Annotated in this window: 17 protein-coding genes; 7 read left to right on the top strand and 10 right to left on the bottom strand. The window is 68.3% G+C overall.

Annotation, left to right across the window (positions count from 1 at the left end; translation table 11 throughout):
* Positions 1-50: 50 nt before the first annotated feature.
* From M1M07_RS04435 to M1M07_RS04425, 3 genes are all read right to left on the bottom strand, one after another.
* Positions 51-1478: a FadD3 family acyl-CoA ligase gene (locus M1M07_RS04435; RefSeq protein WP_248673396.1), complete on the bottom strand. Its 1428-nt coding sequence runs from the start codon at positions 1476-1478 to the stop codon at positions 51-53.
* Positions 1475-2656, bottom strand: a complete 1182-nt coding sequence (locus tag M1M07_RS04430) for an amidohydrolase family protein (RefSeq protein ID WP_248673395.1) — start codon at positions 2654-2656, stop codon at positions 1475-1477. Before M1M07_RS04430 ends, M1M07_RS04435 begins: the two co-directional genes overlap by 4 nt.
* A gap of 78 nt (positions 2657-2734) precedes the next feature.
* Entirely contained in the window at positions 2735-4267 is a 1533-nt protein-coding gene (locus M1M07_RS04425; RefSeq protein ID WP_248673394.1) for an AMP-binding protein, read from the bottom strand.
* Positions 4268-4409: 142 nt separating this feature from the next.
* On the opposite strand from M1M07_RS04425, the gene M1M07_RS04420 reads away from it, so the two are divergent.
* Both M1M07_RS04420 and M1M07_RS04415 read left to right on the top strand, forming a co-directional pair.
* Positions 4410-5126, top strand: coding sequence for an enoyl-CoA hydratase/isomerase family protein (locus M1M07_RS04420; RefSeq protein ID WP_197257602.1), 717 nt, complete (start codon positions 4410-4412; stop codon positions 5124-5126).
* 266 nt (positions 5127-5392) lie between these two features.
* Positions 5393-6184: a M23 family metallopeptidase gene (locus tag M1M07_RS04415; protein WP_248673393.1), complete on the top strand. Its 792-nt coding sequence runs from the start codon at positions 5393-5395 to the stop codon at positions 6182-6184.
* Positions 6185-6284: 100 nt separating this feature from the next.
* Here the strand turns inward: M1M07_RS04415 and M1M07_RS04410 are convergent, their stop codons facing one another.
* A complete protein-coding gene (locus M1M07_RS04410) occupies positions 6285-8258 on the bottom strand; it encodes a M13 family metallopeptidase (protein WP_248673392.1) in 1974 nt (657 codons plus the stop codon).
* A 154-nt stretch (positions 8259-8412) separates the two neighbouring features.
* Here M1M07_RS04410 and M1M07_RS04405 point away from each other — a divergent pair, with 154 nt between their 5' ends.
* Positions 8413-9600: a serine hydrolase gene (locus M1M07_RS04405; RefSeq protein WP_248673391.1), complete on the top strand. Its 1188-nt coding sequence runs from the start codon at positions 8413-8415 to the stop codon at positions 9598-9600.
* A 28-nt stretch (positions 9601-9628) separates the two neighbouring features.
* Here M1M07_RS04405 and M1M07_RS04400 read toward each other — a convergent pair whose 3' ends face one another.
* From M1M07_RS04400 to M1M07_RS04385, 4 genes are all read right to left on the bottom strand, one after another.
* Positions 9629-10663 (bottom strand): protocatechuate dioxygenase, encoded by a 1035-nt coding sequence (locus M1M07_RS04400; RefSeq protein WP_248673390.1) that lies wholly within the window; start codon positions 10661-10663, stop codon positions 9629-9631.
* Between the two features lie 91 nt (positions 10664-10754).
* Entirely contained in the window at positions 10755-11687 is a 933-nt protein-coding gene (locus tag M1M07_RS04395; protein ID WP_248673389.1) for a PaaI family thioesterase, read from the bottom strand.
* Positions 11688-11733: 46 nt separating this feature from the next.
* Positions 11734-12510 (bottom strand): pirin-like bicupin family protein, encoded by a 777-nt coding sequence (locus M1M07_RS04390; RefSeq protein ID WP_248673388.1) that lies wholly within the window; start codon positions 12508-12510, stop codon positions 11734-11736.
* Positions 12511-12546: 36 nt separating this feature from the next.
* On the bottom strand, positions 12547-13512 hold the full coding sequence (locus M1M07_RS04385) for a pirin family protein (RefSeq protein WP_248673387.1): 966 nt from the start codon (positions 13510-13512) through the stop codon (positions 12547-12549).
* Between the two features lie 160 nt (positions 13513-13672).
* Between M1M07_RS04385 and M1M07_RS04380 the strand changes: the two genes are divergently transcribed.
* From M1M07_RS04380 to M1M07_RS04365, 4 genes are all read left to right on the top strand, one after another.
* On the top strand, positions 13673-14125 hold the full coding sequence (locus tag M1M07_RS04380; protein WP_197257616.1) for a VOC family protein: 453 nt from the start codon (positions 13673-13675) through the stop codon (positions 14123-14125).
* 558 nt (positions 14126-14683) lie between these two features.
* The gene (locus M1M07_RS04375; protein ID WP_248673386.1) at positions 14684-14914 is read left to right on the top strand and encodes a hypothetical protein; all 231 of its coding nucleotides are present in this window, start codon (positions 14684-14686) and stop codon (positions 14912-14914) included.
* A 60-nt stretch (positions 14915-14974) separates the two neighbouring features.
* The gene (locus M1M07_RS04370; protein WP_248673385.1) at positions 14975-15139 is read left to right on the top strand and encodes a hypothetical protein; all 165 of its coding nucleotides are present in this window, start codon (positions 14975-14977) and stop codon (positions 15137-15139) included.
* A 54-nt stretch (positions 15140-15193) separates the two neighbouring features.
* Positions 15194-15331, top strand: a complete 138-nt coding sequence (locus M1M07_RS04365; RefSeq protein WP_197252224.1) for a hypothetical protein — start codon at positions 15194-15196, stop codon at positions 15329-15331.
* A 39-nt stretch (positions 15332-15370) separates the two neighbouring features.
* Here the strand turns inward: M1M07_RS04365 and M1M07_RS04360 are convergent, their stop codons facing one another.
* Entirely contained in the window at positions 15371-17113 is a 1743-nt protein-coding gene (locus tag M1M07_RS04360) for a SelB C-terminal domain-containing protein (protein ID WP_197252225.1), read from the bottom strand.
* Entirely contained in the window at positions 17113-18417 is a 1305-nt protein-coding gene (gene selA, locus M1M07_RS04355) for an L-seryl-tRNA(Sec) selenium transferase (protein WP_248673384.1), read from the bottom strand. The genes M1M07_RS04360 and selA overlap by 1 nt, the downstream gene beginning before the upstream one ends.
* Between the last annotated feature and the right edge of the window lie 6 nt (positions 18418-18423).

Below are 18423 nucleotides of genomic sequence, written 5' to 3'. Positions count from 1 at the left end.
TGCGGGGGACGGGTGTCACCGCACCCGGCCGACGTGTGTAGGGGAGCGCGTCAGCGCAGCTGGTCCTTCATCACCTTGCCGGTGGCGTTGAGGGGAAGGGCGTCGAGGAACTCGACGAATCTCGGCACCTTGAAGCCGGCCATGCGCTCACGGCTCCAGGAAATCAGATCTTCCGCTGCCACAGTCGTTTTCGGAACCACGAAGGCCTTGCCCACCTGCCCCAGACGGTCGTCCGGGACACCGATGACCGCCACCTGGTCGACGGCCGGATGGGTGAGCAGGAAACCTTCGATCTCGGCGGGATAGGCATTGAACCCGCCGACGATGAACATGTCCTTCTTGCGGCCGATGATGCGGAGCCGGCCCGTGTCGTCGATCTCCCCGAGATCGCCGGTGTGCAGCCAGCCGTCCGCATCGATCGCCTCGGCGGTGGCACGAGGATCCTCGAAATAACCCTGCATGACGTTGTATCCGCGCATGAGCACCTCGCCGTCCTCGGCGATGCGCACCTCGATGCCGTCGCACGGCAGGCCGACGGTCGTCGCGATCTGCTCGAAGCTGTCACCGCAGCGCGATGCTGTTGCGGTACCGCCCTCGCTGAGTCCGTACCCCGTCATGATCGTTTCGAAGGGCAGTTCGTCGCGGATCCGCCGGATCAGTTCGACGGGGATGTCGGCGGATCCGGTCACCGCGGCGCGCAGGGACGACAGGTCGTGTCCTCTCGGCGCGGACAGCAGCGACTGGTAGAGCGTGGGCGGACCGGGGAGCATGGTGACCTTCTCCCGTTCCACCAGTGCCAGTACCTCGTCGATGTCGAGGACCGGCACCGGCAGAACGGTCGCGCCCCGGATCATGGATGCGATCAAACCTGCTTTGTACCCGAACATGTGGAAGAACGGGTTGACGATCAGATACCGGTCGCCTTCGCGCAGGTCGGCCAGATCGCACCACTCCGAGAACATCCGGAGCGTCTGGGCGTGGTTCATCATGACGCCCTTGGGTCGTCCGGTGGTGCCGGACGTGTACATGATGTCCGCGATGTCCTCACCGTCGACCGCGCATTCGTACGGTGCTCCGCCGGAAAGGAACCCGGATTTCAGATCGATCACGGGGATGTCTTCCGGAGCCTGGAACTCCAGGCCGAGGAACCCCTTCTGGACCAGGACCGCCTTCGCGCCGCTGCGACGGATGATGTCGTCCGCTTCCTGCGTCTTGTACCGGGTGTTGACCGGGACGAGAATGCCTCCTGCGGTGAGGATTCCGAATGCCGCGACGATCCATTCCGCAGAGTTCGGTGCCCAGATCGCGACGCGGTCGCCCTTGTCGATACCGATGGAGGCGAGTGCTCCGGCGGCGCGCCGCACCCGGTCGACGAGCTCGGTGAAGGTGATCCGGAGGTCCCCGTCGACGACCGCTTCGGCATTACCGAAGCGGTCGCCGACGCTCAGGACCATCTCGGGGATGGTCCTGAAGGTCATACCCCGAGCAGCCTCGCGAGGTTGCCGCCCATGACCAGCTTCTGGTCCTCGAAGGGCAGATGCTGGATGTGGTCGATGTACGTCGTCGGCTGGGCCAGGCCCTCCGGGTGCGGGTAGTCGGAACCGAACAGCACGCGCTCGGCGCCGATGAGGGCGGTGAGCTTGCTGAAGTCCTCTTCCCAGAACGGGCTGACGTGGATGCTGCGCTTGATCGCCTCGACCGGATCCTGCATGCCGAAGCCCTCGGGGGCCTTCTTGTAGACGTCCCGGAGGGTTTCCAGCACGTGCGGGAGCCAGGAGGCGCCGTTCTCGATGACCGCGATCTTCAGCTCCGGGAAACGGAACAGCGCGCCGTGGCACACCCAGGACGCGACCGCATCCTGGATCGGACGCCACTCGCTGACCATGCGGAAGGCATTCGTCACGAACGGGAGCATCTCGGAGCCGGTGCCGTCCCATTCCTGGTTGTAGCGGGCGTAACCGCTGTCCGAGGAGTGCTGGGTGACGAGCACGTCGAGCTCGACGACACGCTTCCAGAACGGGTCGAACTCGGGCAGGGCGAACGACCGCGGGCCACGGAAGCCGGGGACCGGCGCCGGGCGGACCAGGATGGCCTTCGCGCCGCGCTCGACACACCACTCGAGCTCCTCGATGGCCTTCTCGACGATCGGGAGGCTGATGACCGGAACGGTGAAGATGCGGTCCTTGTAGTTGAATCCCCAGGTCTCGTACAGCCACTCGTTCAGCGAGTGCACGACCGCGTGGATCAGGTCCGGATCGTCACGCATGCGCTCCTCGACGAGGCTCGCGAGCGTCGGGAACATCAGGGTGCGCTCGATCTGGAGCTCGTCCATCAGCTCCAGGCGGGCCGCCGGCTCGCGGAACGCCGGGATCGACTTCATCGACTTGCCGAAGATCTCCCGCTTGCTCTTGCCCTCGGGATTGCCGTTCTTGAAGTAGTCCTCCATCGCGCCCGGTCGCGCGACCACCTCGAAGGTGGGGTTGGGGATGTACTCGCTGATCTGGCCGCGGATCGCGATCTTCGTGCGGCCGTCGACCTGCACGTACTTGATCGCGTCCTTGTACTTGTCGGGGAGGAACTTGGTCAGGGCCTCCTCGGTCTCGTACAGGTGGTTGTCAGCGTCGAACAGCTGATACGGCAGCTCTTTCGGTGCCATGGAATCCTCCCTTTCTTTGTATGAGAATCCTATTCTCATTCTTGAGGTGTGGCAATGCCCAGACTCGCGAGGTCCTGTTCACGAGGTCCTCAGGCCCTGGCGCACGAGGTACTTCTGCACCTTCCCGCTCGCGGTGCGCGGAAACTCGTCGACCCGGTGCAACTGTTCGGGCCACTTCTGCTTGGCCATTCCGGAGCGGTCGAAGTGGGCGCGGATCTCGTCCATCGTCGGCATCGTCCCGCCCTCGTGCAGGCGGAGGACGGCGGCGGCGCGTTCGCCGAGGCGGTCGTCCGGCACCGCGACCACCGCGGCCTCGGCGACACCCGGGACCGTGAGCAGTACTTCCTCGACCTCGAGGGCCGCGATGTTCTCTCCGCCGCGAATGATCATGTCGGACTTGCGATCCGTGATCGTCAGATAACCGTCGTCGTCGAGCACCCCGATGTCGCCGGTGTGGTACCACCCGTCCTCGTCGAACGCGGCGGCGGTGAGCTGGGGGTCGGTGTATCCGACGCACAGATCCGGTCCGCGGCTGAGGATCTCACCGTCCTCGGCCAGACGGATCTCCACGCCGGGCGCCGGCGTGCCGTCGGTGAACAGGCGCTTGTCCTCCGGGGCTGTGGAGAGCGAACTCGTGATCGACGGGTGCTCGCTGCTCCCGTACGCGCGGAAGACACAGATGCCCATCTTCGCGAGCCGGGTGGTCACGGCCGCCGGGACGGACGATCCACCCAGGCCCGCATACCGCATGAACGGCAGGTGCTCCTCGCCGAAGTCGGGATGGTCGATCAGGCTCGTGACGAAATACGTTGCGCCACCGCCGACGGTCAGTCCGTCGGACTTCATCAGTGCCAGGGCCTGCCCAGGGTCCCAGACGTCGGCGAGATTGACGGGCGACCCGTCGAGCACGGGAATGAGGAAGGCGTTGACCATGCCGATGAAGTGACCGACCGGTGCCGCCGTGAGCTGCTTGCCGCGGTCGGCGGGGTAGCGGGCCGAGAGCTGGCGCGTCTCGCAACCGAGCGTGCGGTGACTGTGCACCACGCCCTTGGGGGCGCTCGTGGTGCCGGACGTGAACGCGATCAGCGCGGCTCCGTCCGGGTCGGCCGCGACGATGCCCTCCATCGGTTCGTCGCTCAGCAAGTCGTCGAAGTCGCGGCCCACGACGCCGACGATCGGGACGTGCTTACAGAGGTCGGGCTGGAACTCGGCCCGCCCGAACCGTTCCACGGCGACGAACACCTTGGGATTCGTCTGCTCGAGGATGTAGCCGACTTCCTTGCGTCCGTAGAAGTGGACGATGGGGACCACCGTGGCGCCGAGGAAGGACGAGGCCCAGAATACCGCGGCGGCTTCCATCCAGTTGGGCAACTGGAAGGCGATCACGTCACCCGGACCGACCCCGCGGGCCCGGAGTCCGGCGGCGAGCCGGCGTGCGACCAGTTCGACGTCCCGGAAGGTTCCCGACCACGGCCGCACGGCCGAGTGCACCCGGAACTCGACATCGGAGGCGGCCGCGAGACCTCGGCCGAGCATGTCCCCGAGCGTGTCGTTCGTCCACCACCCCTCCTGCTCGTAGCGCGTGACCAGTTCGGTGGGGATATGCCGCATGCGAGAGCTCCAATGCCCGGGGACAGGGCCGCGCCGAGGGCTGCACGGAGCCTCGGCGGGCGTCGGTCCGATCGATTTTCAGCTGTGCGAGCATGTTATTCTCCGAAAATCAGAATGCCAATATCGCAACGGAGAGCAGCGCATGGTCGATCTCGAGCTTGAACAGGGCCTGGCGGTCATCACCATCGACCGGCCGGAGGCACGCAACGCGATCGCGCCGGAGACGATGGAACAGCTGGAGAAGGCCCTCGACGAGGCCGAGGGCGCGAAGGCGCTCGTGATCCGCGGTGGTGGCGACCGCGCGTTCGTCTCCGGCGGGGACCTCAAGGAGCTGAGCAAGCTCCGGACCGTGGAGCAGGCCGCCGAGATGGCCCGGCAGATGCGGACGGTGTGCGATCGGATCGCGACCTTCCCGGCCCCGGTCGTCGCCGCGCTCAACGGTCACGCGCTCGGCGGTGGCGCCGAGGTGGCGGTGGCCGCCGACATTCGGATCGCGGCCGACGACATCAAGATCGGCTTCAATCAGGTGTCGCTCGCGATCATGCCCGCGTGGGGCGGCGCCGAGCGGCTCTCCGCGTTGGTCGGCCGCGGGCGGGCGCTCATGCTGGCCGGCTCGGGCACCGTGCTCGACGCCTTCGAGGCCGAGCGGCTGGGTCTGCTGGACCGGGTGCTGCCGCGCGCGGCGTTCGACGAGGGCTGGCGTTCCCTCGCCCGCGCGCTCGCCAACGACCCGGCGGGCGAGATCAAGCGGGTGCTGGCCGGGGTGTCGGCGGAGGAGGCGATCTCCGCCTTCGCGCACCTGTGGGTGAAGGACGAGCACTGGGCGGCTGCCGACAAGGTTCTGAATCGGAGCAAGTGAGCAGGTCTCGCCTGCTTCGGGACGAAAGGCTCGCAATCGGCTGCAATTCGACTGTGACGTCGACCACAATTGAGGGTGATCTCGTGTTGCTTCTGTGACCAGCAGGGGACAAGTGTGACCGACGAGGCGCCGAGCTTCGGGTAAATCGGACTCCGAAATGCGCTCCTGTCAAGCTCGCCACGCGGAAAACGCAGGAGTCGTTGTAGCCTGTGACGAAACCGTGATCTGTTTGTTACCAGATCGGCGTTCGACACAAGGAATCCGTTTTGCGTTACAACCCGAGCAACACCCAGTCCTGCTCCGCCCGTTCCCGGAAGGGCCGCGTCGCCGGGGGGCTCGTCGCGATACCGCTGGCCGTCGGTGCCTTCCTCGGCGCCGGGACCGTCGCGGCGAACGCAACCCCGAAGGCCGCCTCCGTCGAAGCTGCGGGATGGAGCCCGACGGCTGCAGCGAGCGTCACCGCACCGCAGGTGCTCGCCGTGCCCCGCACCGATCTGTCCGTCTACGTCGAGCAGCTCGGGCAGGCCGCGCAGCGCGAAGCCGAGCGCCTCGCCCAGGAGAAGGCCGAAGCTGAACGCATCGCCCGCGAGGAAGCGGAACGCCACGCGCGGGAAGAGGCCGAACGCATCGCCCGCGAGGAGGCCGCGCGTCGTCCGGCAGTGTCCTTCCCGGCCGACGGCACCTTCACGTCCGGCTTCGGCCCCCGCTGGGGAACCAACCACAACGGTGTCGACATCGCCAACGCGATCGGAACCCCGATCCGGGCCGTCACCGACGGCACCGTGATCGAGAGCGGCCCCGCGTCCGGCTTCGGACTGTGGGTGCGCGTCCAGCAGGACGACGGCACGATCGGCGTCTACGGCCACATCGACCAGTCGCTCGTCCGGGCCGGGCAGCCGGTCCGCGCCGGCGAGCAGATCGCCACCATGGGCAACCGCGGCCAGTCCACCGGCCCGCACCTGCACTACGAGGTGTGGCAGGCCAACGGCACCAAGATCGACCCCGCGCCGTGGCTCGCTGCACGCGGAATCCCGATCCCCGGAGCGAATCGCGGCTGAGCGTCGCACCATGATCCCGTGTTCGCGGTAATGCGAATCCACGGACCGGACAGACGACGACCGCCCCTCCACAACAGGAGGGGCGGTCGTCGTTCGTATGTCACCAGATCTTCACGCGCGCTTCCGGTTCCAGATACAGCGTGTCTCCCGGATTCACGTCGAACGCCTCGTAGAAGGCGTCGATGTTCCGCACCACGCCGTTGCACCGGAATTCCGGCGGCGAGTGCGGGTCGACGGCGAGCCGGCGGATCGCCTCCTCGTTGCGAACCTTGGTGCGCCACACCTGGGCCCACCCGAAGAACACCCGCTGGAGACCGGTCAGTCCGTCGATCATCGGCGCCGGTTCGCCGTCCAACGCGATCTCGTAGGCCTTCAAGGCGATCGACAGACCGCCCAGGTCGCCGATGTTCTCGCCGATCGTGAAGCTGCCGTTGACCCGCTGTCCCGGAAGGGCTTTCGGCTCGAACTCGTCGTACTGCGCGATCAACGCGGCGGTCCGCTTCCCGAATTCCTCACGATCCGAATCGGTCCACCAGTTCTCGAGGTTGCCGTCGCCGTCGTACTTGGCGCCCTGATCGTCGAAGCCGTGGCCGATCTCGTGACCGATGACCGCGCCGATCCCGCCGTAGTTGGCGGCGTCGTCCGCGTGCAGGTCGAAGAACGGCGGCTGCAGGATCGCGGCGGGGAACACGATCTCGTTCATTCCTGGGTTGTAGTACGCGTTGACGGTCTGCGGCGTCATGAACCACTCGTTGCGGTCCACCGGGCCACCGAGTTTCGCGAGATCCCGGTCGTACTCGGCGGCGTAACCGCTGCGGTAGTTCCCGACGAGATCGGTGGGGTCGATGGTGACGGCCGAATAGTCGCGCCAGACGTCCGGGTAGCCGATCTTGGGCGTGAACTTGTCGAGCTTCTTCAGTGCGGCGGTCCGCGTCTCGGGGCTCATCCACTCGAGATCGGTGATGCTGCGCCGGTACGCCTCCTGCAGGTTCTCCACGAGCACCTGCATGCGTGCCTTCGCCTCGGCCGGGAAGTGCCGCTCGACGTACAGCTTGCCGACGGCCTCGCCGAGCAGATCCTGCACGAGCGAGACGCCGCGCTTCCAGCGTTCGCGGTTCTCCTGCGCGCCGGTCATGGTGCGTCCGGAGAACGCGAAGTTCTCGTCCACCAGCGCTTCGGTGAGATAGGGGGCCCGGGCCCGCAGCACCTTCCAGGTCGCCCAGGTCTTCCAGTCGTCGAGCGACTCCTCGGTCCACACCCGGGTGAACACGTCCAGGAAGCTCGGCTGCCGGACCACGATCTCGGCCCACTGCGCGGGCGTCGAACCGAGGCCGGCGATCCAGCTGGACCAGTCGAAACCGGCGTGCTCGGTGAGCAGCGCGTCGAGCGTGGTCAGGTTGTACGTCAGGTCGGCATCGCGGCGCTTGACGACGTCCCAGTGCCCGCCGGCGAGCTTCGTCTCGAGTGCGAGAACCCGCTGCGGATCGTGGTCCAGACCGGCGAGCGCGAACATGCGGCCGATGTGGGCGACGTATTCGTCGCGGATCTCGGCGTAGCGGTCCTCGCGGTAGTAGGACTCGTCGGGCAGCCCGATGCCGGACTGGGCGACGTGCATGAGATAGCGCTCGGAATTCTTCGAGTCGGTGTCGACGTAGTGTCCGACGGCGCCGCCCACACCGACCCGCTGCAACTGTCCGAGGACCGCGGCCAGGGCCGCCCGGTCCGCCGCGCCGGTGATCGCGTCGAGTTCGGTGGCGATCGGGGTGAGGCCCAGCGCCTCGATTCGCTCGGTGTCCATGAAGCTGGTGAACAGGTCGCCGATCTTCCGGGCGTCGGTACCGGCCGGGGCATCGGATGCGGCGGCCTCCTCGATGATCGTCCGCACGTCGACCTCGGCCTTGTCGGCGAGCGTGCGGAAGGCGCCGTCGAGCGCGCGATCGGCGGGGATCTCGTGGGTGGCGAGCCAACGGCCGTTGACGTGCTCGAACAGGTCGTCCTGGGCGCGGGTGCCCTCGTCGACGTGGCTGAGGTCGATGCCGGAGTGCCGTGCCTCCGAGTGCTGGGCGATGCTCATGAGCTTCATCCTTACACCGAAATGCGGACCGGTGCAGACGGGTGCTGTCACAACCGGCGGCTGTTGATGCACCGAAGGCGCCGATGGCGGTTGCATACCGGTCGTACGATCGTGGACGGGCCATCGACACGAGCAGGATCTGGAGAGCACGGCCATGACCGCGGATGCAGTACCGTCGACGGAGATGATCGTCGATCCCCGATTCCTGCAGGTCGCCGATCGATTCTTCCGGATGTTCCGTACACGGCCGCAGGGCGGTGGCGCCCTGGCCGTCTATCTGTACGGGGAGCCGGTCCTCGACATCTGGGCCGGGTGGGCGAGCCGCGACCGCCGGTGGGCGCACGACACGATTGCGTTGTCCTTCTCTACCGGCAAGGGCGTGGCCAGCACGGTGCTGCACCGCCTCGCCGAACGCGGCCTCGTGAAATACGACGACCCGGTCGCCACGTACTGGCCGGAGTTCGGTGCCGCCGGCAAGGAAACGATCACGATCCGCGAACTGATGTCGCACCGTGCGGGGCTGCACCGCGTTCGCGGACTCGTGCCCGGACCCCTCGACCTGCTGGATTCGGAGGCCGTCGCGAAGGCGCTCGCCGCCACCCCACCCGACCGGCGCAGACTGTCCGGGCCCGGATATCACGCGGTCACCTACGGCAACCTCGTCGCGGAGATCGCCTGCCGCGTCACGAATCGGACATTCCCGGAACTGGTGGAGCAGGAACTCGCCGGACCGCTGGGCCTGCGCGAATTCTGGTTCCGGGTTCCGCAGAGCGAACGGCGCCGCCTGGCCCCGGTGTTCCCCAAGGTGAACCCGCTGCCCTCGTCGTGGAGCACCACCGCAAGGGTGATGTCGCGGATGCCGGGAATCCGGGGCATCGCGGAAGCGGGCATGGCAGAAGGCTTCGACGAGTTGATGCGCAGCCCGTCGGCGCACGACGCCGTGATGCCCGGCTGGAACGGTGTGTTCAGTGCCCGCGCGCTCGCCCGCATGTACGGCGCGCTCGCGAACGGCGGTGCGCTCGAAGGGGTTCGGCTTCTCAAGGAAGACACGATCGAACAGATCGTCGAGGTGCAGACGCGTCGTCGCGACTACGTGCTCGGCATCCGGCCGAACTGGCGGCTCGGCTATCACCCGGGCTGGGTTGCCTTGCGGGAGCAGCCTTTACGATCCGTCGGGCACTACGGTTTCGGTGGGTCGGGCGCGTTCGCGGACCCCGACACCGGTTTGTCCGTCGCATTCGTCACGAACCGGCTCGGCAGCAACCTCACGACGACGATCTCCGACGCGCGATTCCCGCGACTCGGCGCCGAGGCGGTGTCGATCGCGCGGCGCGTCGCCTGACTGCCGACGCGCCGCGCGATCCGACGAATCAGGTATCGATACCGAGATTGACGGCAGCGAGGATCCGGTCCGGCTGCTGCGACACGGTCGTCATGCCGGACTCGTCGAAGATGTTGTCGTTGTCGTTGCGGGTGTCGCGCCCGGTGTGGTCGGTGTACGGGTCGACGGTGGAGAAGATCTCGTCGTTGAGCGCATCGTCGAAGTACAACTGCGTGGTGAGCACGGTCGACTTGTCGATGTGAACCTTGACATGAATGTGCACCGTGCGCCCCACGTACCAGCCCGGGAAGATGGTCGTGAAGTACGCGATGCCGTCGGCATCGGTCACCTGGGCGCCCCGCAGATAGGTGCCGTCGTCGGTCGTCGTGGCTTCCTGGTCGCCGACGCTGTACGAACCGTCCGAGGTCTCTCCCGAACCTTCCGTGCCACCGGGTCCACCGTTCGGTGGGGTCATGCCTTCCGGTGGTTCCATGCCTTCCGGGAACTCCATGCCCTCGGGTGGAGCCATCCCACCCGGTCCGCCCGGTCCGCCGGGACCACCCGGTCCACCGGGCGGCGGTGTGCCGCCGGGGCCTCCCGGACCCTGCCCGCCGCCCTGGTTGGCTGCGATCGACCCGGATTCGAAGCCCGAATACCCGCCACCGGCGTCGCAGTGCCAGATCTCGACGACCGCGTTCGCGACCGCGCTCGCGGAGCCGTCGGCGCTGCAGTTCTGCAGGTCCTGCACGCGGAGCGCGAGCTGCAGTTCCAGGCCGGGACGGTCCTCCCGGATGTCACGGCGGATGGAGTCGACGTCGAACCAGTACGGACCCTGCGTCTCCTCGCTGGTCATCACGCAGTTCGGGGCCTGGTCGAGGAGCGCTCTGAGCTGTTCCTCGATGCTGCCCGAGGCGGCCGCGGTCGCGTCCGTCGTCGCGGAGCCGGCCGTGGTCGTCGCGGTGCTGCTGCCGTTGTCGGTGCCGCACGCGACCGCGAGCAGGCCGCCGAGGCTGATGGTTCCGCCGAGCGCCAATGCCCGGCGGCGGCTCACCCGTTTGCGGCTGAGCTCCACGTCTTTGTTCACGCTTCCTCCCGATATCGAAATCTCGACTCCATCGTGGCGCGCGGTCCTGGACGCCGGTCGTGAGATTCCTGGGAGGTTCCTGTGTGCGGGTTCAGTCGGAGCTTGCGGCGAACAGTTGAGCGTTCGCGTGGGCACGGAAGAACACCGTGCCGTCCTCACCGATCAGCCGCGCTTCGATCGTGGCCATCCGACGCCCGGCCCGGACCACCTCGGCCTGGGCCTGCACGTCGGGCCCCGGAGCGTCGGGGGAGCGCAGATAGTCGATACCGAGGTTGAGGATCCGGTACTGCCCGCCCTGTTCGGGAAGGGTCTGCGCGGCGAGTCCGGCGATCGTGTCGGCGATGGACACGAGCACGCCGCCGTGGATCGAGCCGTACCGGTTGGCCATCCACTCGGCCGGGGTGACGAGGGCGTCGACGCGTCCGCGCTCGGATTGCTGCACGCGGAGGCCGAGGAGTACGGCCAGCGGTCCCCGGGCGATCGTGCCGTCGGCGATGCCCTCGACGATGCCGAGCCCGGACCGCCCGGCGAGGGACTCCGGACCGTCCCACGGCTCGGGTTCCGGCATGCTCTGTGCGACTGCCGTGGGCGGGGTCTCCGGATCGTCGATGCTTGCGCGTCCGACCGCCATGGCCCGGCCGACGACGTGCGCGACGAGACTGCCCGATTCGTCCACGATCTCGGCCGCGGCCAGCGACGTTGCGTCGTCGGTGTGCAGGGCCCGGCCGGTCCCGACGATCGTGCCGCCGGCGGGGAAGGGGTTCGCCGCCGACACACTCAACTGTGCGAGGACGGTACCGACCGGCTCGCCCGCCCGATCCCGCAGCGCGGCGGCGGCCGGGGCACCCACCACGACGTCGGTGAACACACCCAGCGACCCGATCGTGATTTCACCGCGATGATCGAGCAGTCGCGGGCCGAGCGTCTGGGCGATCCGCATGGGATCGGATGAGAAGCTTTCCCGCGTGATGCCCAGGACAGTCACGGGCCGGTCGATCGGAAGGGTCTGGGTGCTGATGCTCACCCGTTCTCTCTATCACGGGTGAGCGGGGAGGGCCGGGTTGCGGCCCTCAGCGACCGATCGTCGCGTGCATCTCCCAGACGAGGACCTCGGCTCCGGTGGTGGTGCTCAGACGCTGCCCGCCGGAGTTCGTCAGCCGCACCGCGTCGCCCTCGGCGAGCGGACCGACACCCTCGAGCTCGGCGCTGCCCTCGGCGACGAAGACGTGCAGATACGGCGCCTCGGGCAGGGTCACCGCCTTGTCCGGCTGCAGTCGCGCGACCGACAGGCCCGCGTACTTGTTGTGGATCCGGATCGCCGCGTGGTCGCGGTCCTTCGCCATCCCGGACGCGACGGGCACCAGACCGCCGCGCATCAGTTCGTCGTCGATCTCGAGCTGCTCGTAGCCGGGGGTGACGCCGGCCTCGTCGGGCATCACCCACATCTGGACGAACCGCACGGGTGTCGCGTGTTCGGCGGCGTGCGTGCCGGTGACGCCGTCGAGACGCCACGAGTCGTTCTTCTCCGAATGCAGGATCCCGGTGCCGGCGCTCATCCGCTGGGCCAGGCCGGGATAGATGACGCCGGAGTGGCCGATCGAATCCTGGTGCACCAGGCTGCCGCGCAGCACCCACGTCACGATCTCCATGTCGCGATGCGGGTGGGTGTCGAAACCCTTTCCGGCCGTGACGATGTCGTCGTTGTTGACGAGGAGCAGACCGTGGTGGGTGTTGTCCGGATCGTAGTGATGGCCGAACGAGAAGGAGTGTTTCGAATCCAGCCAGTCGATCTTCGTCTTCATCCGGTCGGCTGCGCGCCGGACGTCGATCAGCGGGGTCTGGGACATGGTGTTCCTCTCGGGGTGCGAGCTTCAGCGTAGTTACTAGTGCTGCTCGTGCTCGGCGGGGATCGAGCCGAGGCGACCGGCCTGGTAGTCCTCGAAGGCCTGGATGATCTCGGCCTTCGTGTTCATGACGAACGGCCCGTACATCGCGACCGGCTCGCGGATGGGCTTGCCTCCCAGGAGGAACACCTCGAGGGAATCGGTGCGGGAATCCTGGGTCGCGGAAGCGGTCAGCGTGATCGAGTCGCCCTTCGGGCCGAACACCACGGTCTGGCCGGTGTGAACCGTCGCCTGCTCGGCACCGACGGTGCCGTCGCCGGCCAGGATGTAGGCGAGCGCGTTGTACCCGGGGTTCCACGGCAGCGTCACCGAGGCACCGGGCGCGATCGTGAGGTGGGCGAGTGCGATCGGGGTGTGAGTGACGCCCGGACCGTGCACACCACCGATCTCACCGGCGACCACGCGGATCAACGTGCCGCCGTCGGGCGACGACGCGAGCGCGACGTTGCTGCCGGCGATGTCCTGGTAGCGGGGCTGGGCCATCTTGTTGTCGCGGGGCAGGTTCACCCACAACTGCACGCCGTGGAACAAACCACCGCTCACGACCACGTGCTCGGGCGGCGCCTCGATGTGCAGGATGCCGGCGCCGGCGGTCATCCACTGGGTGTCACCACCGGTGATCGTGCCGCCACCGCCGTTCGAGTCCTTGTGCTCGAGGATGCCGTCGATCATGTACGTCACGGTTTCGAAGCCGCGGTGCGGATGCCAAGGGGTCCCTTTCGGCTCGCCCGGCGCGTACTCGACCTCGCCCATCTGGTCCATGTGGATGAACGGATCGAGGAAACGCTGGTCGATCCCCGCGAACGCGCGGCGGACAGGGAAGCCCTCGCCCTCGAAGCCGACGGGAGCGGTACGTACCCCGAGGACCGGGCGCGCGGGACGATCGGGTGCCGCGGCCTCGATCCGGGGCAGGGTCAGGATGTTGTCGACGGTGACCGCAGGCATTGCGGGCTCCTCCCGAAGTAATTGACTGTGCAACTACTCTAACCCGGGCGGTGGGCAGAATGTTCCCGGGCCTTGCGTGATGAGTTTCTCCGCACCGGCGAGTCGAACCCTGTGACCGCACCGACCGGCCCCAGCGCGGCCGTGAACCTCAGGAGCTCACATGTCCCGCATGCTCTTCGCCAACCTCCCCGTCAAGGACGTCGCCGCGACCCGTGCCTTCTTCGACACTCTCGGGTTCACGTTCAACGAGATGTTCTGTGACGCGAACACCGCGTGCATGGAGATCAACGAGCAGACCTACATCATGTTCCTCGAGGAACCGCGGTTCCGGAACTTCATCAACGACGACATCTGCGACACCGGCAAGGCCCGGGAGGTGCTGCTCGCCGTCTCCGCCGACAGCCGCGCCGACGTCGACCGCCTCGTCGACGCCGCGATCGCCGCGGGTGGATCCGACTGGACCACGCCGGGGTCGGCGGAGATGGACGTCGATTTCATGTACGGCCGGGCGTTCCGCGACCTCGACAACCACGTGTGGGAGGTGTCGTGGATGAACGTCGAAGCGGCGGCAGTGGCGATGGGGCCGCAGGCGGAAGGCGCCGCGCAGTCCTAGGCGGTTGATCGTTGGACGAGGCTGCCGAGGGTTCGGTTCTTCCGGATCCCGGTGGCCTCGTCGGCGGGTTCCGGACCTTCGATTACTCGCGTCGGTATTTTGCCTGGGGGCCACCTCGGCGTCGGGCCGATTGTTCGATGTCGACGCGGCTTGTCACGAATAACTTTCCCGACTTCGGAAAATTACGTGCAATTTGTAGGTACTGGAGAATTCGCAGGAAATATCCGATCGCGACGACCTCGTTCCGGACGTTGCCGCAGGTGGCACCGGGTGCATCAATGAAGTTGGACGACTGTCCGAGTGGCCGAGGCGGGTCGTTGTCATGTAGAAAGAACGTCCACGCGAGTTGCCGTGATTCACATCACAGCGTTTGTGGAGTGATTTGCGGTTATTTCGTTTGATGCCGCCGTTCGGGCAGGGGAATCTTGCCGACGGCCGCTCGGGAGCAGAAGGGGTTCGGAAGGTTTGCGTGCTGAAGCTGTTGCCGATGTCGCCGATCGATTCGCTGTCCGTGCCGGGAGCATCGTCCGTGGCGGGAGCACCGTAGAACCGTCCGGTGTGCGTCGCACGACCGGCGGTGTTCGCCCCGGCGGCGCCTCGGGCCGCGACGGCAACCGGTCACGGGCTCGATCCGAAGCCGGACGGCTTGGATCGGGTGCACGTGCCGGCACCGTCGCCGCCGCGTGTGTGGTCGTTCCCTCCTGGGCCGTCACCGGATCGATGGGCGTGGCTCTCGCAGCGACGCTGGCGATCCTGTTCACGGTCGCCACCGCCTGGATCATGATCTGACCCAACAGTTTTCACCTACACAGAATTCCAACGAGAACCGAGAAAGCAGGAATCTGCACAATGACCATCGCCACCGGCTCCAGGACGTCCTCGACGACCGGCAGCATCGCCCGTCCGGGTGCCATCAGCACCGCGGAAATCAAGGCGCGAATCGCGGCCATGTTCGGTGACACCGACGCGGAGGACTCGGATGGACGCCGCTCTCGTTCGAGGACGACGCGCTGATCTGTGCCGCACCAGGCTTTCTCGCCTCAGTCACTTTTCGTCGAAGGAGTGCCCGTGAACCTCAATGTCGCCTCGCTGCTGCTCGTTCTCGCCGGGGGTGTCGGCGGCACCGTGACCCTGCAGGCTGCACTGAACCGTCGCGGTCGTCGGCGCCGACCGACCCCGGGCGCACTGTTCCACTACAACGGCTGACCTCGGGCGTCACACCGATCCCGGTGTTCGAACATGCCCCTACCGGGTGACCTCGCGCCGGTCGTCGGCGAGTCGTCGCGTGCGGCCGGCTCGGTCGAGCCGGCCGAGCAGTGCGAGCGCCACCCGTCGACTCGTCTTCAGCCGTTCGCGCGCAGCACTGGTCGTGAACGGTTGCTCCAGTTCGCGGAGCCGTGCTACCGCTTCGTCGGCCGCGTCGGGGAGCAGGACGATCCCCGGGCCGACCCGCCACAGCTGCCCGCTGCGGTCGGCAGCGCCCAGTGCCCGGTCATCGAGGCCGAGCTCGCGGAGCCGGTCGGCGGTCGGGGCGGCGAACGGAGCTGCGAGAAGCTCGCGACGTACCACGTCGACGGCCTTCCGGACGTCGTTCGGCAGTGCGTCGGTCCCGGGATCGACGACCCGCCCTCCGGCCACTCGCAAGGGCGGGCGCACCAGTGCCCGGATCAGGTCCGGCGAGGGGAGCCGAAGCTGGGAGGCCAGGACCCCCAGCGGGACTGCGGGATCCAGCGGATGCGCGCGAGCGTGCTCCTCGACCAGTGCGGGCAGCCGGTCACCGACCGCCTCCGCGAAGGCCGGTGAGACGAGCCACGGCCCGACGGTCAGGTGGTCGCCCTCCTCGTAGGGAATACCCAACCGGCGCAACCGCTCCCGGTGCAGGATCCCGCGGCGGCCGAGTTCGTCGGCCAGCCGTGGAACACCGTCGGCACTCGCGAGTTGGAGGGCGCGGTGTTTCGCGGCGCCGCGGCGCCGGAATCGCGGCGGGTCCGGATCGAGTACGTCGACGCGCCAGATCGTCCGGCGGCCCGGGTCGCGCAGCAGAGCGCGATCACCGATTCGTAGGGGCAGCGGGCGGGCGAGGGTGAGCCGGACGAGATCGTCTCCGAACGGCCGGCAGTGGACGTCGACGTCCGCCGCCCCCACGTGCAGTACGGGACAGGACGGGGGTCGGTCCGCGCCGGTGAGCCGGACGTCCACCACGGAGGTGTGATGCCATGCGCCGGGTGTCACGAGCACACTGCCCCGGGTCACGTCGTCGATTGGGCCGGTGAGATTGAGCGCGACCCTGGCCACGCCGCTCACCGCCGCCCGGTCGCGCCCGAGCGCCTGGATGCCGCGCACCCGCAGCGGTGTTTCGCCCAGGGCCAGGGTGTCGCCGGTCCGGACCGTCCCGGCGGTCAGCGTGCCGGTGACGACGGTCCCGGCCCCGCGCACGGTGAACCGGCGGTCCACCCAGAGCCGGACGTCGGCGTCCGGGTCCGGGTCCGGCAGGCCGGCGACCATCGTCGTCAAGGCGGCGCGGAGATCGTCGAGGCCCGCTCCGGTACGGCCGCTGACAATGACGACGGGAGCCCCCGTCAGACCGGTGCGGGCGACCTCCGCGGCGGCTCGTGCGGCGGCCGCGCCGGGGTCGGCGAGATCGGCTCGGGTCACCGCGACGACCGCGTGCCGCACGCCGAGCGCGTCGAGCGCGGCCAGGTGTTCGGCGGCCTGCGGCATCCACGGGTCGTCGGCGGCCACCACGAGCAAGGCGGCGGGGACCGGTCCCACCCCGGCGAGCATCGTGGTCAGGAATCGTTCGTGTCCGGGAACGTCGACGAAGGCAACCTCTCCCACCTCCGGCCAGGAGGTCCAGCAGTAGCCCAGCTCGATGGTCAGTCCTCGCCGCCGTTCCTCGGCCAGCCGATCGGGGTCGGTCCCGGTCAGCGCCTCGACCAGCGTGGACTTGCCGTGGTCGACGTGGCCGGCGGTCGCGACGACGTGCATCAGCGTTCCTCGCGACCGGCGGCGCGCGTGACGGCCTCGATCAGGACACCGTCTTCGTCGGGGGCGACCGCCAGCAGGTCGAGCAGCAGTCGGCCGCACTCGAGGCGGCCGACCACCGGGGGATCGCCGCGACGCAAGGGACCGGCGAGGCGCTCGGGCAGAGCGATCGCGACACTGGGCAGGATCACGTCGGGAGCGCCGCCGCCGCCCACGACGCCGTCGGCGTCGACCGATTCGGGCTCCAACCAGGCCGGGAGCGCGGCGCAGATCGTCCGGGCCCGGATACGGAGGTCGTCCGTGCGACCGGTCAGTGCGGCCGGCACCGGAGGAGTCGGCCCGGTCAGCGTCGCCTCGAGCGCCGCCAGGGTGAGTTTGTCGACGCGCAGCGCGCGGGCGAACGGGTCGCGTCGCAACCGCTCCACCAGCCGGGCCTCCCCGAGCATCAGGCCGGCCTGTGGACCACCCAGCAGCTTGTCGCCGGAGGCGGTCACGAGGTCGGCGCCGTCGCGCAGCACACTCGTGGCGTCGGGCTCGTTCGGCAGGCGCGGATGAGGGGCCAGCAGTCCCGACCCGATGTCGACCACGACCGGAGCGCCCAGTTCCTTCAGCTCCCGGACCGATACCGACGACGTGAAGCCACTGACCGTGAAGTTCGAGGGGTGCACCTTGAGGACGAATGCGGTGTCGGAGTCGATCGCCGCGGCATAGTCGCTCGGACGCACTCGATTGGTGGTACCGACCTCCCGCAACCTGGCCCCCACCGACTCCAGCAACTCGGGAATCCGGAAGCCGTCGCCGATCTCGACCAGCTCGCCGCGCGCGATGACGATCGAGCGACCACCACGCGCGAGCACCCGGGTGACCAATGCGAGGGCGGCCGCGCCGTTGTTGACCAGGTGGACGGCGCCGGCGTCGGGCACCTGCGCGGCGAGTGCCTCGAGCGCGCCGCGCCCACGTCGGCCGCGCCGGCCGGTGTCCAGATCCAGCTCGACGTCGGTCGCGCCCGCCGCCGTGCTCACGGCGTCCACCGCCGCCCGGGAAAGAGGTGCGCGGCCGAGGTTGGTGTGTACCAGCACGCCGGTGGCGTTGACTACGCGCCGAAGGGTGGTCGCCCGGGCGGGCAGCGACGCGACCGCCTCGTCGGCGACGTCCGCCGGACCGATCTCACCCGCGCGGCACCGCTGCTGGGCCGCCGCCACCGCCTCCTTGACCAGGCGGGCGCCGAGCCGATCGCGGGCCTCACGCAGCCGTGGGTCCGCGAGGATCTGGTCGGTGCGGGGAGTGTCCCGTCTCGGATCCGGCACGCGCCT

It is taken from the genome of Rhodococcus sp. HM1 (assembly GCF_023218075.1).
Lineage (GTDB): Bacteria > Actinomycetota > Actinomycetes > Mycobacteriales > Mycobacteriaceae > Rhodococcus.
This window is presented reverse-complemented; position numbering and strand designations above follow the sequence as displayed.

Coding starts and splice junctions, on each gene's coding strand:
- M1M07_RS04435 (WP_248673396.1), bottom strand. CDS start 1,478: ATGACCTTCAGGACCATCCCCGAGATGGTCCTGAGCGTCGGCGACCGC.
- M1M07_RS04430 (WP_248673395.1), bottom strand. CDS start 2,656: ATGGCACCGAAAGAGCTGCCGTATCAGCTGTTCGACGCTGACAACCAC.
- M1M07_RS04425 (WP_248673394.1), bottom strand. CDS start 4,267: ATGCGGCATATCCCCACCGAACTGGTCACGCGCTACGAGCAGGAGGGG.
- M1M07_RS04420 (WP_197257602.1), top strand. CDS start 4,410: ATGGTCGATCTCGAGCTTGAACAGGGCCTGGCGGTCATCACCATCGAC.
- M1M07_RS04410 (WP_248673392.1), bottom strand. CDS start 8,258: ATGAGCATCGCCCAGCACTCGGAGGCACGGCACTCCGGCATCGACCTC.
- M1M07_RS04405 (WP_248673391.1), top strand. CDS start 8,413: ATGACCGCGGATGCAGTACCGTCGACGGAGATGATCGTCGATCCCCGA.
- M1M07_RS04390 (WP_248673388.1), bottom strand. CDS start 12,510: ATGTCCCAGACCCCGCTGATCGACGTCCGGCGCGCAGCCGACCGGATG.
- M1M07_RS04385 (WP_248673387.1), bottom strand. CDS start 13,512: ATGCCTGCGGTCACCGTCGACAACATCCTGACCCTGCCCCGGATCGAG.
- M1M07_RS04380 (WP_197257616.1), top strand. CDS start 13,673: ATGTCCCGCATGCTCTTCGCCAACCTCCCCGTCAAGGACGTCGCCGCG.
- M1M07_RS04370 (WP_248673385.1), top strand. CDS start 14,975: ATGACCATCGCCACCGGCTCCAGGACGTCCTCGACGACCGGCAGCATC.
- M1M07_RS04360 (WP_197252225.1), bottom strand. CDS start 17,113: ATGCACGTCGTCGCGACCGCCGGCCACGTCGACCACGGCAAGTCCACG.